The sequence below is a fragment of the Cedecea sp. VD22 genome (assembly GCF_037150195.1).
In the GTDB taxonomy this organism is placed as follows: Bacteria; Pseudomonadota; Gammaproteobacteria; order Enterobacterales; family Enterobacteriaceae; genus Cedecea.
In genome coordinates, this window is record NZ_JBBCPX010000023.1 from 20050 (window position 1) to 34898 (window position 14849).

Annotated in this window: 19 protein-coding genes and 2 pseudogenes; all 21 read left to right on the forward strand. The window is 52.2% G+C overall.

The genetic code is table 11. The annotated features are described in order from the left end of the window. Positions 1-2: 2 nt before the first annotated feature. Positions 3-1445, forward strand: coding sequence for a DUF1073 domain-containing protein (locus WFK85_RS22390; RefSeq protein WP_336709803.1), 1443 nt, complete (start codon positions 3-5; stop codon positions 1443-1445). Beyond that, complete coding sequence (locus WFK85_RS22395; RefSeq protein ID WP_336709802.1) at positions 1387-2376, forward strand: phage minor head protein; 990 nt, start codon at positions 1387-1389, stop codon at positions 2374-2376. The genes WFK85_RS22390 and WFK85_RS22395 overlap by 59 nt, the downstream gene beginning before the upstream one ends. Before the next feature lie 41 nt (positions 2377-2417). Beyond that, entirely contained in the window at positions 2418-2729 is a 312-nt protein-coding gene (locus WFK85_RS22400; RefSeq protein WP_336709801.1) for a hypothetical protein, read from the forward strand. 32 nt (positions 2730-2761) lie between these two features. Further along, positions 2762-2874, forward strand: a pseudogene (locus WFK85_RS22405). Positions 2875-2940: 66 nt separating this feature from the next. Next, positions 2941-4338 (forward strand): DUF2213 domain-containing protein, encoded by a 1398-nt coding sequence (locus tag WFK85_RS22410; RefSeq protein WP_336709799.1) that lies wholly within the window; start codon positions 2941-2943, stop codon positions 4336-4338. Between the two features lie 6 nt (positions 4339-4344). Then, on the forward strand, positions 4345-4785 hold the full coding sequence (locus WFK85_RS22415) for a hypothetical protein (protein WP_336709798.1): 441 nt from the start codon (positions 4345-4347) through the stop codon (positions 4783-4785). Between the two features lie 11 nt (positions 4786-4796). Beyond that, a complete protein-coding gene (locus WFK85_RS22420) occupies positions 4797-5873 on the forward strand; it encodes a major capsid protein (protein ID WP_336709796.1) in 1077 nt (358 codons plus the stop codon). A 10-nt stretch (positions 5874-5883) separates the two neighbouring features. Next, positions 5884-6060 carry a DUF7302 family protein gene (locus WFK85_RS22425; RefSeq protein WP_336709795.1) on the forward strand — a complete coding sequence of 59 codons (177 nt, stop codon included), beginning with the start codon at positions 5884-5886 and terminating at the stop codon, positions 6058-6060. A gap of 2 nt (positions 6061-6062) precedes the next feature. Beyond that, positions 6063-6440: a DUF7370 family protein gene (locus WFK85_RS22430; RefSeq protein ID WP_336709793.1), complete on the forward strand. Its 378-nt coding sequence runs from the start codon at positions 6063-6065 to the stop codon at positions 6438-6440. Then, positions 6437-6607 (forward strand): DUF551 domain-containing protein, encoded by a 171-nt coding sequence (locus WFK85_RS22435; protein WP_336709846.1) that lies wholly within the window; start codon positions 6437-6439, stop codon positions 6605-6607. Before WFK85_RS22430 ends, WFK85_RS22435 begins: the two co-directional genes overlap by 4 nt. Before the next feature lie 3 nt (positions 6608-6610). After that, positions 6611-6958 (forward strand): hypothetical protein, encoded by a 348-nt coding sequence (locus WFK85_RS22440; RefSeq protein ID WP_336709791.1) that lies wholly within the window; start codon positions 6611-6613, stop codon positions 6956-6958. Position 6959: 1 nt separating this feature from the next. Further along, positions 6960-7358 carry an HK97 gp10 family phage protein gene (locus WFK85_RS22445; RefSeq protein WP_336709790.1) on the forward strand — a complete coding sequence of 133 codons (399 nt, stop codon included), beginning with the start codon at positions 6960-6962 and terminating at the stop codon, positions 7356-7358. Next, positions 7355-7756 carry a phage tail termination protein gene (locus WFK85_RS22450; RefSeq protein WP_336709788.1) on the forward strand — a complete coding sequence of 134 codons (402 nt, stop codon included), beginning with the start codon at positions 7355-7357 and terminating at the stop codon, positions 7754-7756. The genes WFK85_RS22445 and WFK85_RS22450 overlap by 4 nt, the downstream gene beginning before the upstream one ends. Positions 7757-7821: 65 nt before the next feature. Then, positions 7822-8562 (forward strand): phage tail tube protein, encoded by a 741-nt coding sequence (locus WFK85_RS22455; protein ID WP_336709787.1) that lies wholly within the window; start codon positions 7822-7824, stop codon positions 8560-8562. A gap of 50 nt (positions 8563-8612) precedes the next feature. Continuing rightward, positions 8613-9287: a DUF6246 family protein gene (locus tag WFK85_RS22460; protein ID WP_336710409.1), complete on the forward strand. Its 675-nt coding sequence runs from the start codon at positions 8613-8615 to the stop codon at positions 9285-9287. 74 nt (positions 9288-9361) lie between these two features. Next, positions 9362-9646, forward strand: coding sequence for a hypothetical protein (locus WFK85_RS22465; protein WP_336709902.1), 285 nt, complete (start codon positions 9362-9364; stop codon positions 9644-9646). 60 nt (positions 9647-9706) lie between these two features. Further along, positions 9707-13135 carry a tape measure protein gene (locus WFK85_RS22470; protein ID WP_336709903.1) on the forward strand — a complete coding sequence of 1143 codons (3429 nt, stop codon included), beginning with the start codon at positions 9707-9709 and terminating at the stop codon, positions 13133-13135. Continuing rightward, positions 13135-13632, forward strand: a complete 498-nt coding sequence (locus WFK85_RS22475) for a hypothetical protein (RefSeq protein WP_336709904.1) — start codon at positions 13135-13137, stop codon at positions 13630-13632. The genes WFK85_RS22470 and WFK85_RS22475 overlap by 1 nt, the downstream gene beginning before the upstream one ends. Then, entirely contained in the window at positions 13632-14102 is a 471-nt protein-coding gene (locus WFK85_RS22480) for a hypothetical protein (protein ID WP_336709906.1), read from the forward strand. The genes WFK85_RS22475 and WFK85_RS22480 overlap by 1 nt, the downstream gene beginning before the upstream one ends. Further along, entirely contained in the window at positions 14065-14481 is a 417-nt protein-coding gene (locus tag WFK85_RS22485) for an NlpC/P60 family protein (RefSeq protein ID WP_336709908.1), read from the forward strand. The genes WFK85_RS22480 and WFK85_RS22485 overlap by 38 nt, the downstream gene beginning before the upstream one ends. Beyond that, positions 14468-14849: pseudogene (locus tag WFK85_RS22490) on the forward strand (phage tail protein); the annotation flags it as partial. The gene WFK85_RS22485 and the pseudogene WFK85_RS22490, both read left to right, overlap by 14 nt.

Sequence of the window (14849 nt, forward strand, 5' to 3'; positions counted from 1 at the left end):
CAGTGAGTGAACAAAGTAACGAGGTCAAATTCCTCGTAAACGCCCTTGCTGAGCAAATAGGGCGGCAGCGCATGCTGTATGCCGGTCGCAATGGCAACGTGAAGCGCACGAAGCTGTGGGATGAGTTCGGTTACCCGGACACCCTGAGCTTTACCGATTTCCATCGTCAATATAGGCGCGGCTCCTCCGGATTCGCAGCTGTGCATAAGCTGCTAGACTCCTGCTGGGTTGATCGCCCGACAATTATCGATGGCGATGAAGACCGTGAGTCTACGGAAACCACCGCGTGGGAAAAGAAAGCCACGAAGCTGATGAAAAAGCTGTGGCCGAAGATTAAGGACGCTGACCGCAGGAATATGGTTGGTCGATATTCGGCGCTGCTCATTCAGGTCAGGGACAGCAGAGACTGGGACCAGCCTGTTGATACTGCCGTTGTGAGAGCGCTGGGTGCTAACGCCCTGGTTAAGCTAATACCGGCATGGGAGCCGCAGGTTAAACCGGGGAATCTGGATATCGACACATGGTCAGAAACCTATGGGCAGCCGGTTAATTACCAGTTCAATGAACAGCCCATTGGTGATGAGGGCGCATACAGCAGCCCTCGCTCAGTGATGGTTCACCCAGACCGCATCATCCTTCTGTGCGAAGGATCTGAGGATGAGAATATCCTTTCCGGCATCCCCCTTCTTGAGGCTGGGTATAACGACCTTCTGGACATTGAAAAGACAAAGGGCGGCAGCGCAGAGGGGTTCCTGAAGAACGCCAGTCGTCAGCTTGCGATGGAGTTTGATGCGGCAACCCAGACTGACGAGCTCGTCAAGCAAGCCAAGGCCGCAGGGTATGACAGTCTTGGCGATGCGATGAACGACAAAGTGAACAAACTTAACCGAGGGACGGATGCTGCGATTGCCATGCAGGCGGGCAGGACGAGCGTTCTCTCAGTGGCTGCAGCAGACCCGACACCTACATGGACAGTCTCAGCAAACCAGTTCGCAGCGACCATTCAATGCCCGTTCAACATTCTATTCGGAAAGCAGACCGGAAACCTCGCCTCAGAGGAAGATAAGACCGCATGGGCTAACCGCTGCAATGAGCGCCGCTGGGGCTTTATGTCCGACGTCATTACTCGTCTGCTGGAGCGGTTCTGGAAGATTGGCATTATCGAGCCCCCTTCTTCAGGAGATATTACGCTGGCATGGTCTGACTTACTGGCTCCAAGCGAGAAGGAGAAGTTGGCGAACATGGCAACCATGGCTGACGTGGCCTACAAAACCCAGCAAGCCTTCGGCACCCCTGTGGTTGATGAGAACGAAGTTCGCGCAGTTGGTGAGCTTGAGCCCCGCAAAGAGGCAGAGATACCAGACCCAAACAAAAAGGTGACCACCGATGATCCTCTTACCGGAGCAAAAGACGAGAATCGGAACGCCGATAGTACCGCGCAATAAGAAAGACCCCACGCAGTCAGCGCGACAGGTCAGCCGGATGTTCAATGATATCGAAAGTCGGTATCTGGATATAAAGCGGCGGCTGAAGGTGCTATTCGACCAGAGGATGACTGGCCGCGAAAGGGTGGATAACTGCCAGAAGTCGTGGCTGATGTGCAATAACGAAGGCGCAGAGCCTACGCTATACCAGGTTAACGCCGGGACGTACATCTACGACATGACAGCTGCGCAGCTTGCCGACCTGCTGCAAGTGGTACAAACCATTCTGGATGACGCGCTGCTCGATGGCGGCAGTCAGCGGCTCTGGGCGCTTGATTACGTCGCAGCAGAGTATGAGCGAGGAACGCACTCGGCATACACCAACCTTTCCGCGCAGTCGTCGGTGTACGCCAGCCAGACAACGCTGCAGCAGCTACTATCAACGGCGGCATACCAGAATCAGATCGCCAGCGCATTTATCAGCACCTACAGCGACTGGAAAGGCATTGCCGACTCTGCTCGCGCTGACCTTGCGAGCATCATTGCTGATGCGATAGGGCGGGGCATCAACCCACTCGAAACCGCCAGTATCGTTAGCAAGCGTCTTGATGTTTCGATGGCAAAGGCAAAGACCCTCGCTCAGACCGAGCAGGTTGGAGCGCTTCGCCAGGCGCAGTGGAATGAAACTGACTGGGCATCTGACAGGCTTGGTCTTAATACCGGCTTGATGTGGCTTTCAGCGCTCAAGGCAACCACCCGGAGATGGCACGCTGCCCGCCACGGACACATTTACACGACAGAGGAAGTCAGGGACTTCTACGCTGACGGCGGCAACCGGTACAACTGCTACTGCAGTCAGATTCCATGCCTGCTGAATGATGATGACAGCATCTTCAATGAGGGGTTGGCTGAAAAATTAACAAAGGAAAGAAACGCTTGGCGCGACAAGTAAATGGGAATAATCTCTAACCTCATTATGAAAATGGAGGTTTTATGATTGACCAGAACACAGTTGTGCATATTTCATTTGACGAAAAGAAAAGTATTAGTCTTGGGAAATTGGCCATTTTTGAATATACGGAGCCTGGTAGCAAAGGGCGAATAAAATTAGTTTTTTCGAAATACCAAGTTCCAATGGATAAGAATGATATAGGCGAGATAGTTAAAAAGGTTAAAAGTGAGATTTTAATTTCTATTTTCACTGATACTGCTGATTATGCCTACAAGACCATACTGGAAGAAGTCAAGATTAGTGTTGTAGAAGAATGGGAAACCCTTGAAATTACAGCAGTGCGCATTGATTAAATGCATCAAATGCCACTATGTGACCTTTTAATTGCGGCGTAACTCAATCGGTAGAGTAACGCATCAACGCGACCTGATAGTCGTGCTCGGTACGGCATGGTGTTGACGCCTGACGAGAGTGTTGGTTCGAGTCCAGCAGCCGCAACCCATTACAAGCCCAGCCATAGCGCTGGGTTTTTTATTGCCTGAACTAAACCAATGAGGACCCAGCATGAAACGCAATCGCGTTAACGTGCTGACCGTCGTCAACTCCGCTTCAAACATCACCACTGAAACCATCGACGGCAAGCCACATATCGTGGTTCGCGGCATCACGCCTGTCGTGGACGATATTGTGATGAACCGGAAGTTGTACCCGGCAGCAGAAATCGAAAAGGCATACAACACCCTTGAGCGAAACCCAATGCCACTCGGCCACCCGAAGGTAGATGGAAAGCATGTATCAGCTCGAGATGTTCGGGCGGTGAATAACTACCACGTCGGCGCATGGCTCCAGAACGTCAGTCATGAAGATGGCCGGGTCAGCGGTGACATGTACGTTGACCGGCAGTATGCAGAGTCCAGCGAGAAAGGTAAGCGACTGGTTAACCGCCTTGATGAAATGGCGGCCGGAACCAACGTAGAGCCGATTCACATCTCAACTGGACTCCTGTACTCCGGCATCACCGCTAATGGCGAGTCCAAAGGCAAAAAGTACAACGAAATCGCCACCAACATGAACTTTGACCACGTGGCCGTGCTGCTTGATGAGCCCGGGGCTGGTACGCCAGGAGAAGGCGTCGGCATTTTCGTTAATGCTGAAGGCGATGAGCAAGAGATTGAGGTGGCTCTGCTCTCAAGTGCATCAGACCTCACTCGCGAAGGCCTGCTAAACAAAACAAAGTTCTTCTTCACCAACGCTTCCAACTTCTCTTTCGACGACATCCAGCGAGCTATCAGCGACAAGCTTGGAGAGTCGAGAGAGGGCGATAAGTGGCTCTGGCCAGAGAGTGTTTGGCCGGACAGTTTCATCTATCGCAATGACACCAAATACCTCAAACAAAAATACCTCATCGGCGATGACGGCAAGGCCGTGTTCGTCGGCGAACCTGTAGAAGTCGTGCGCAAGCCAACTGAGTACGAAATCAAAACCAACGGAGTTAATAACCCCATGAAAGACATGATCGTAAATGCGCTCAAAGCGAAGGGTAAGCCGACCGAAGGCAAGACCGAAGCGGAGCTGCTGGATGCATACAACCAGATGGCCGCAGACGAGGCCAAGGCTAAATCTGAAACCCCAGAAGAAAAGGCCGCTCGCGAGAAGAAAGAGGCTGACGAGAAGAAAGCCAAAGAGCAGGCGACCAACAGCGAGCAGGCACCATCCTGGTTTGCGCCATTTGCCGAGAAGCTGAGCGCTATCGAAGCTGGCATTGCCGTTAACTCTGACAAAGAGAAAGGCGAAAAGCGAGCTGCCGTTAAAGCGAAGTTCGGCCTTGATGACCTGGCGGTTAACGCACTGGACGGCGCGGCACTCGATGGACTGTTTGCTCAATGCCAGACATCTACCGGCCTGAGCGGCGCATATCGCCAGGTAACGAACAACCAATCTTTCAGCGACATGCCGGAGTAATAAGAAATGGCTAAAGACGGTAAGCACGTAATTCACGCAGGCGGCATCTTCGCCAACCCACAGCTGCACCGTGAAGGCGCGGCAGCGGCAGACACCAAGCCTGGCACGGTTGGGTTCTTCGATAATACCACGAAGAAATTCACCGCATCTGTAGACGGCAAAGAGGATGCAATTCTCTACGTCGCCAACTACGACTACCTGCGCTGCAAAACGGTGGATGACACCATCGCCGCTGGTGATTGGGTTGTTGGCTTCCACCCTACACCAGGAGTGTTCTTCAACGTACCAGCAGCTGCAGGCACCTATACAAAGGGTCAGCCGCTGTCGATCGTCAATGGTCGCGTTAAAGCCAAGGCCGCCGACGAAGCCACCCGCGCCTACGTGGAAGAAGACCGCTCATACACCATCGCGACAGCAGGTGACCTCCTGCGCGTAGTAATCAAGTAAGGAGAACCTGAATGTTTGTATTTTCCACCAAAAAGGCCACTGAGACTGGCAACCTTGAGGTTAACTCCTCCCAGTTCAAAAAGCTGGTATCAGCACGCAACGCCAGCGCTCAGGCTGCAGCAGACTTCATTGCACGCACCAAATGGCGCGGTGATGCAGAGGATGCACCTGAACTCAACGCTGTGAACGCCATTGACGACATTCGCCGCCTTTACAAAGCCTACGATCAAACTGTTCTGGCGCAATTCGAGCCGAACACCGAGTTCACCCTGCTGAACGACCTGATGCCTCTGTCTCGTTCAGTTCGCCTGGAAGAGTCGGTGTACGAATACGCTCGCACCGGTGGCCGTGGCTGGGCTCACACCTCCATGTCCGGCCAGATTGGCGCGGCTCTGGATGCGAAGTCCTATACCTTCGATGGCACGATGGTGCCGATTCACGACAGCGGCTTTAAGTTCAACTGGCGTGATCCGGTATTCAACAAAGGCTCAGCGCTTTCCTCCCTGGCAGACGCTCAGTCTGGTTCCGTAGATGACGTTCGCCGCCAGTATGTTAACTACATCTGGGAAGGCTTCCGCGATGCGGCAGGCAACTACGTTAAGTTTGACGATAAGACGTGGAAAGGGCTTCGCCATGATGAGCGCGTGGCTCAGGTCACCTTGACCGTAAACTTCGCAACCAGCACCGATCCGAAAGCTATGCGAGCCGCAGCTATCGCCCTGCGCGATGTTCTGAAGCTGCAAAACTACCAGTACGGCCAGCAGACCTGGTACATCTCATCCGAGATCATGTCTAACTGGGAGCAGTACTTCGACGTTAACTCCCTGCGCACCGTGCTGGAAGAGATTGCCAAACTGGCTGGTATTTCTGCCATCAAAGAAGACTCCCAGTTGAGCGGCAACGAAATCCTGATCGTGCCACTGGCTGCAGGTGTTATTGCGCCAATCGTCGGCCAGGCATTCGGCACCGTCGCCGACCCTCGTCAGTTCTACAACTCTGACTATGTATGGCGCACCTGGGGCGCTGCTGGCCTGATGGTTAAGCAAGACATCAACGGTCACTTCTCTGTCGTTCACGCTTCGAGCTAAGAGGTAAGTCATGGCACTCGTAAAAGTTATTTCTTCAAATATCTTCGCGGGTGCCGGTCTCAAAAAGGTAGAGGCCGGTTCCACGATTGAAGTTAGCGAAGATCGGGCGGCGTCATTGATTGCTGCTGGTCTGGCTGAAGAAGCCAAAGAAAAACAACCAGAGAACAAAGCACCCAAGAAGGCATGATCATGGCAGAGCAGATAACAGCGGCGCAGGTTAAACAGCAGTTGTCTGCGCTTGGTTACACCATTCCTGATTTCATGATTGACGCTTACATCTGCAAGCTTGATGGCATAAGTCAGTGCCTGGAGGCGGCTGGCTACGATGAATGCGACCTGATTTTGATAAAGGTGTACGCCGTGACTTTAATGGCAGTCACCGCTTTCAGTCAGCGCATTAAGTCACAGTCAGCGCCTTCAGGGGCGTCCCGATCGTTCGACTACAGCGGCGATATCAAGAACATGAGGAATGCGCTTCTGGCGCTGGATAAGTCCGGATGCACCGGTTCGCTTCCCATTGACGTTGGTAGCTCTGTTGGGTTCTTTGCTGTCGTCGGTGGCTGCTGATGTGGATATCCGTAAAGCAGCGAATGCCGGAGTCATTCGTGCGCGTGTGGGTGATGACCGATACCGGAAGGCAGACTACCGGTTACGTCAAATCGGATGGCGAGTGGCACATTAACTGCGAGAAAATCCGGGCGACCGGTGCGCAGGTTCTCAGGTGGAGGGGGTAGCAATTGTCATCAACAGCTTCGTGGTCATACACAGCGCCTTGCACCATATGGCGAAACCTCGGCTTTGCTGAGAATGGCGACTCGTTAGGCTGGTCATCTCCTGAAATCATCATGGCTGACTATCAGGGAGGGCTGTCTGCGAAAATCGGCAGCATCGGGATGGAAATCACCGTTAAAAATACCTTCTGGACTGAGTTCACGGAGGCAAGGCGCGGGGATTACATCCTGATTGGCTCATCGACTGACGCCGACCCGATAAATGCCGGTGCGAATGAGGTGATGCAGGTTATCCGCTACGCAGACACCTTTGAGCGCACAGCCGACGACTATGCAATTCTTACCGGAGCTTGATATGGGCGTTAAAGTGAAAGGCGTAAGCCAGGCTAAGCAGAAACTGGATGCGCTGCTCGGTGAGGTGCAGGGGCGAAAGGTTGGGCGGGCTATCAAGTCAGCGTTATTTATAATTGGCGCTGACGCAGCGACGATGACCCCAATCGATACCTCTTATCTGGTCAACTCGCAGTATCAGGAGCTGCTAGTCAATGGTACGCGGGTTACAGGGCGTGTTGGTTACTCTGCCAACTATGCGGTTTACGTTCATGAGGCATCAGGCAAGTTCAGGGGCAGGCCAAGAGCCAACGGCAGCGGTAATTATTGGGACCCATCAGGTGAGCCAAAATTCCTTGAGAAAGCATTCAAGGATAACGCTGACAAGGTGGCCGAAATTATCCGCAAGGAACTGAGCCTATGACACCTCCAATGTACAAGCGGGTGCGGGATGTCTTTATGGAGAGTGGCCTGACCGAAGGGCTTAACATTCAGCTGCTGGTCTGGACTGATGACCCTAACGATAAGCGCTTGGCGAAAAGCTACATCGTGTTTCGACCTTCTGGCGGCTCAAATATCGATAAGGATATTGGCGGCGACTACTACGTCATGGTGGATATTATCTCTGCATCGGGAAAAGAGAAGTATCAGGAGGCCGATGACACTGTTAACCGCATAATCGAGTTCGTAAAGCAAAATCCATTGGTCAGCAAATGCCTCGGCCAGATAACCAATATTGGCGGCGTACCCGCGCCAATTCTCACAACAGAGAGGCGGCTTGTTTACCGCCTCATGTTCGCCTGTCTCTACGGCAGCGATTAACCAAACACCAAATCAACCAGGTCGCCATGTGCGGCCTTTTTTTATGCTCATAAGAGGCCTAAGACATGGCAATTTGTCAGACCGATAATACGAAACTCTTTGGCCGCGCCGTCATTCTGGAAGTGGCTGACGGTTGCGCCGATGCGGTGCCTACGGAGGCAGATTTCAAGCTGCTGATGCCGGGCACATCAAAGACGTTCGATATGTCCCCGAATACCACTACTTCATCCGCTGATGACACCAAAGGTTGGGTTGAGAACATCGTCACCTCTAACGACCTGACGCTCAGCTTTGAGGGCGAGGTGCGCGTTAACGACCGTTCCGACCAGTACGGCGTCTACAAGTACATCAAGTACTACGTCACTGAGGTAAATGCCGGTCGCCAGCCGACGCTGTGGGTTCGCATGACCTTCGGCCAGATTCAGATTCAGGGCTACATGGTTATCACCGCACTAAGCAATGACGGCGGCACCGATGACATTGTTACCCTATCCACTGAGTTCAAAGTGGCTGATGGCTCTACCGTGCAGGTAACTGACGTTGCTGATGACGTTCCGGTGACCGGCGTTACCGTATCGCCGAAAACTGCATCCATCGCTGTAGGCGCAACCCGCCAGCTGGCATCCACAATCGCACCGGCTGATGCCACCAACAAAGCTGTTACCTGGTCATCTTCCGATGCCACCAAGGCGACGGTGAGCAATACCGGGTTGGTGACTGGCGTCGCGGCTGGTAATGTCACCATCACTGCGACGACTGCGGACGGCGCTAAAACCGATACTGCAGCCATCACCGTGACTGCGTAATTAATACAGAGGGTTCCTGTGAGCCCTCGATATTGATTATGGGGGGAGCAATGACACCTTTAACTGAACTTGGCGAGTGCCTTATTGGTGCTGGCCACCGCGAATACTTCTTTCGACCATCCTTCGCCGCAATGACGCGAATAGGCTCTCCTGCAGAGATTGTGCAGGCCTTTTACGATTTAAACCATGACGAAGTGTCACTGCTATTTGCTCGCGCATATGAGGCTTACGGAAGCGTTCCTGCGTGGCTGATGGAATACGTCAGTAAGCCGGGGTTTGCCGACAAAGCGATTGGCGCGGCAATAAACATCCTGCAGGCGTGTTGCGATGATGACTGTGCATCGTTGACCGGCGCAATGATGCCGAGCCGCAGTCGTACAGGTGAGCTAATCTGGATGCCAGGAGCGATGTCGTTTGAAGAGATGGTGATGATATCCAGCTCGCTTATCACCCACGGCATTATTGGAAAGGCGAAAGTCCGCAAGCTGCAGCGCAACGAATCAGGCCAGATGACTCGAGAGTTTCACGCCATCGAGTACATTAACGCCGCCAGGTCACACTTCGGAATGTCGAAGGATGAGGCCATGAAGCTGACCATGACCGAGTTTCAGTTACTCCTGAACACCAAATATCCTGAGCAGAAAGGCTTCACGAAAGAAGAATACGACACTGTTGTCGATGACTATTTCGCGAAGAAGCAACGGAAGCTTGATAAGGCTGCATGACATCTTTTTTGCGTTGCCTTGCGCGCCCCTTTTGCTAACATTTCTCTGGCGCTTAAAAATATAGGGAATTTCTGATGTTAAAGTTCATTGGTGCTTTGCTGTTTGCGATCGGAGCAATTATCGTTGGATGGGCTCTGGGGATGGAGGTAACAGTTGGCTACGTAGACAAGGTATACAACACCGGCCTTATCGCTAACAGGCTGGTTTATACAGTCGCTGGAAGCTCAATTTCAATAATCGGATCAATTGTTGGTGTGGCGGGAATGATCATGGAATCATTCGAGAAATCAAATGCAGAGAAGCTAGATGTTATGAAAAATATTAACAATGGGCTGGCTGACCATCTAGAAAGCAAATAGATAAAACTAACAACAAACAGGCCTCGCAATAGCGGGGCTTTTTTATGCCCGGAGAAAATTATGGCGCAGGATTTAGGCGGTATTTATTACGAAGTTGACCTTGAAACAAAAGGTCTGATGGATTCCGTCAAGAGAGCAAAAGGCGGGTTAGACTCCCTCGGAAGCTCGACTGCTGGCCTTTCAAATGGTTTAGATCGAACAAGTCGCGCCGCATCTTCTGCCACTTCATCTTTCTCTGGTCTTAGCCGTGTAGCTGCATCTTTGACGGCTATTCTGTCTGTGCAGCAGGTGGCTCATTATGCAGATGCATGGACAACGTTGAATAACAAGCTCTCTAATGCCGTAAGGCCAACCCAAGACCTGGCTGAAGTGACAGAGAGTGTTTTCAGCATAACGCAGCAAACAAGAAGTAGCCTTGATGCAACGGCAACGCTTTACTCCAGACTTGAGAGGGCGACAAGATCATATGGGACAAGCGCTGGAGATTTGGCAAAGCTAACAAAAATAATAAACCAGGGCTTTGTTGTTTCTGGGGCAACCTCTCAAGAGGCAAGCAATGCAATTATTCAGTTATCTCAAGGTCTGGCCTCTGGAGCATTGAGGGGTGAGGAATTTAACTCGGTTAACGAGCAAGGAAACAGATTAATTGTCGCCCTTGCTGACTCGATGGGAGTTACCATCGGGCAAATGCGACAACTTGCAGCCCAGGGTAAGCTTACTACTGATGTCGTAGTTAAAGGCCTTCTTTCGCAGGGCGCTACGATCGGAAATGAATTCGCCAATACTACAACGACGATTAGCCAGGCATTAGAAGTGGCAGGTAATAACATCACCAAGTTTTTTGGTGAAAATGCAACAGTGAAATCTGGGGTTGCAACCTTCAATTCTGCCATTATCAGTATCAGCGAGAATATTGATATTCTTGGTGTCGCACTAACTGGCGCAGCCGCAATTATGGGCAGTCGTTATGTAGGTGCGCTTACGCTGGCAACTCAAGCCAAACTGTCAGGAGTAGCTGCAACAATTAAGCAGCAAACCGCGGAATACAACACTGCAAAAGCCACTATTGCCAGCGCGGAAGCCGAGATAAAAAACTCTCAGGCGATTATTGCTTCAGAGCAAGCTAAAGCTCGTCAGTTGGCAACCCAAGCCGCAATAAATAAACAGTACGGGCTGGCCGTTTCTTACCAGGAAGAATATGCAGCTATACAGCGGAATATTGTTGCTGCTGATAATGTAGCAGCGGCGGCAAAAGAAAGACTGGCTGTAGCCACGCAGCAGGCATCGGTAGCAAATCGTGTTTATACAGCGTCAGCATCTCTTGCAAGAAGTGCGTTGGCACTCATTGGTGGGCCAGCAGGGGCGGCAATGCTCGCGGCAACTGCGATTTATTACTTCTATCAAAAGGCGCAGCAAGCCAAGCAGGAGAGCATCGATTTTGCAGATTCTCTTGATGGGCTTACTGCAAAGATGAAGCAGTTAAGCGCTGTTCAAATTGCTGCTGCCATCGCGAAAACCGAGCAGTCAATCATCGACCAGCAAGATGCTATAGGTGGCTTGCAAAGTACAGTAGAGGAGTTACGAGCAGAGGAGGCCAAATATAAAGGGCTAACCGATGCATTCGGCACTGAAAATGGATATGGCGTCAAGTTAGCGGAGGTCAGAAGACAGCTTGCCATTGAAACAGGTAAGGTTGAAGAGGCAGAAAATAAGCTCAGCAGAACCACAAGCTCTCTTGGATTGCTCAGGGCGCAAGCAAATGGTCAATTCCGTGAAGGTATAGATCTCCTAAGAAGGGATGGCGAAGAGGCTGGAACAGTAGCGGGAATAATGAGTAACCTTGGAAACGCTATCAATATCGCAGCCAAAGCAAAGGAGAAATTTAACGCATCATCTCTGATGGTTGAGCGCCCAGCAAAAGTGCAAGAGTATCTTGATAAGCTTTCCAGTCAGGTTGATCTACAAAGCGAGATTAACGACAAGAAGAGGGCGCAGTTAAAAGCCGAACAGGACATAAGGGCTCTTGGCGGAAGCGAACAGGATGTCAACCTTGCAAGGCAAAGGGCTGGCGCTGAGTATGACGCACTGCAAGCTCAAAAGGAATCCAAAAAGGAAGCCGAAGACAGCGCATCACAGGCTAAAAAGACTGCATCTGCACAGGAAACGGTTAATCAAAAAATAGCCGACCTTAAGCAACAGTCTGAACTTGCCGCGGACTCAATGCAGAACCTCACCAGGGAGCAGCAGATACTCAAGGCTGCGCAATCATTGGGAGCTTCAGCAACAGACGAGCAGCGCAAGAAAGCAATGGAGTACAAAGCCGTAGCCCTTGATGCAGCAGACGCTGCAAAAGGTGTGGCTGAGTCACTTAAGTTGATTCCTGAGGCAGGTGAAAACAAGTCTTACTCGGAGTCTATCAAGTCATTGGATGCTGCTTTAAAGGCCGGCCTTATCCAAAAAGACCAGTACGACAAAGCTGTAGAAAAGGCAGAGCAGCAGCACCAGTCCAACCTCGCCAAGATTCGCTCTGATGCAGTAGTCAGCCCTCAGCAGGAAGCCGCAGGGATGGTTGATCCTGTCCAACAGTTGGCAAACGAGAACGCTCGTAAATTGGATCTTATCAAGCAATTTGAGAGCGACAAGACGATTACTGAGCAGCAGGGCATTGCGCTTAGGAATGCCGCAAATCGTCAGTTTGAACAGCAGCGCGTAGAGGCTCAGTGGGAGATCTGGCGTCAGCAGAGTGTTGGAAACGAAGCCGCTGCAGCTGCATTTGATAGCTTCGCAGGGAATGCCTCCAATGCACTTACCGGAATAATTACCCGCAGCATGACCGCAGAGGATGCGCTTCGTTCAATCGGTAGCAATGCACTCAATAGCCTTGTTAATACTTTCGTTCAGATGGGGATAGAGTGGGTTAAATCTGCAGTCATGGGGCAGGCAGCACAAACGGCTGCCATCGGCACTGTAACGTCTGTGCAAACAGCTGCAGTGGCTACGCAAACAGCAACCAGCACAGCGGCGGCGGCTACAACAGCGGCGGCATGGACCCCGGCAGCAATACTGTCATCAGTGGCCTCAATGGGTACGGCTGCAGCAATTGGTCTTGGTGCGGTAGCTGGGGTCGTTGGGGCCAATCTGCTGGGTAAGCGTAAAAATGGTGGGCCAGTAACTGCAGGTGGTATGTACCAGGTTGGCGAGGGAGGTATGCCTGAGATTTACCAGGCCAGTACCGGTAAGCAGTACATGATACCGGGTGATAACGGCAAGGTGATAAGCAACAAGGATATGACCGCAGGGGGCGGTGGCGGGGTGGTAATTAACATCCAGAACTACACATCCTCCTCAGTCGATGCACAGGCCGGTACCGACGGTAATGGCGGGCTGACCGTTGACGTCATCGTTGCAGACCTGAACAACGGCGGCCCGATCAGTAATGCCATAACCAGCAACATGAACGTTAAACGCACGCCACGGGGGCAGGGCTGATGCCAATTATCGACTATCCTGACTGGCTGCCGCTGGCGCAGAAGGCCAGCAAAAATATGACGCTGGATACCGGGTTCCAGACCGATCAGCCAGCGGTCGGCCCGGCTATCTTTGAAAACCAGACCGACGACCTGAAGGTGACATGGTCGCTGACGTGGATTTTTACCCTTGCGCAGGAGCGCGCATTTCAGCAATGGCTGCGTAGCCCTAACTATCTCAACCGGGGCCTGAACTGGTTCAGGATGAATATCAACCTGGGCGGCAGTGGCCTGCAGCTGCAGGAGCTTCACTTCACGCAGATGCCGGTGCAAACCAGTATCGACGGCGGGGTGGCGACCTGGATGGGGACCGTTATTGCGAACCACCTTTACAACGCCGACGACGAATTTGACGACATCATTGTTGAGTTGCCGCCGCCGTGGGATTCGTGGCTGGATATCGTTGTCACGGGTTATCCGGACGGGTGCGACCCAGAATCACTTCCGAGAGTTCCGTAATGCCTACCTTCAGAGCTTATAAGCAGCAGCGCCCGACGCGTGGACTTTACGACACCATCACGTTCTACCATCCATCCTTTGGCTATGTACGCCTGGTCGACAAGCAATTCTTTCCGAAGACGCTCGGCGGCCATGCGTACTCGCCAGCGAGATTTGAAATAGAAGAGAGCCAGCAGAGCGGTACGCCGGTGATCGACGCAGCTGTGAAGCTTGGTCGCCTGTCGTCGGATATAAAAACGCTGATGAAGCAGTGGAAAGGTGCGGCCAGACTAACTGCCATCACGGCCACACGCCAGATCTTCGACAGCGGTGATGTGTCGGTGCCGATTAAGTCGTGGCAACTCTACGTCAAGACGGTGGACATTGATGCAGATTCAGCATCGGTAACCCTTTCTGTCACTAACCCGCTGAACAACAACATCGGAAGGCTTTATGACCCAACAGAATACACCGGGCTGCAGTACCTCTGATTTTGTCCGGAAGGTGATCGGCGTGCCGTGGGCTAATCGGGCCTGTTCATTTGAGAAAGTGGATTGCTGGGGTCTGGTGGTACTGTATTACCGCCACATTCTCGAAATTGAGTTGCACCAGACGCCGGACTACGAATCCGGGGCCGACTTCTTTACCTGCTATCAGGGTGATGTCGTTTTCTGGCAGAGGTCAGATAAGCCAGTAGAAGGCGGGATATTCGTTGGTTACCGTGGTGCGCAACCTGCGCATGTTGGCCTGGTGCTGAACCGTCATGCGCTGCACTCGCGAGGCGAGAATGGAAGCGTGCGTATGGACTCACTACTGGTAATCCAGCGGGCATTCACCAAAGTGGAGTATTTCCAATATGGCGTTGATTGAATTACAGCGTTTTCCGGGAACGCCAAAAGAACGCTTCAGGGTGCCAAACGGCACCCTTTTTTATGACTGGCTGGCGGCCAATGATGCCACTTTTCACCGCGACTTGCTGATTGTCCGTAACGGCGTGAGGCTTGACGAAGATGATGAGCTTGGGTTCGAACTGAGCGAGTTGGACTACATCCAGATATTTGACCAGCCGAAAGGTATCGTGGGCGACATATTGAGCCCAATCTTTAAAGTCGTTAGTCAGGTGTTTTCGTTTCTGGCACCAAAGCCTGCTATCGCAAACACCGGTGGAAACAGCGTCGACTCCCCGAACAACAGCCTGACGGGCCAGACCAACACCGCTCGTGTTTACAAAGCAAAGC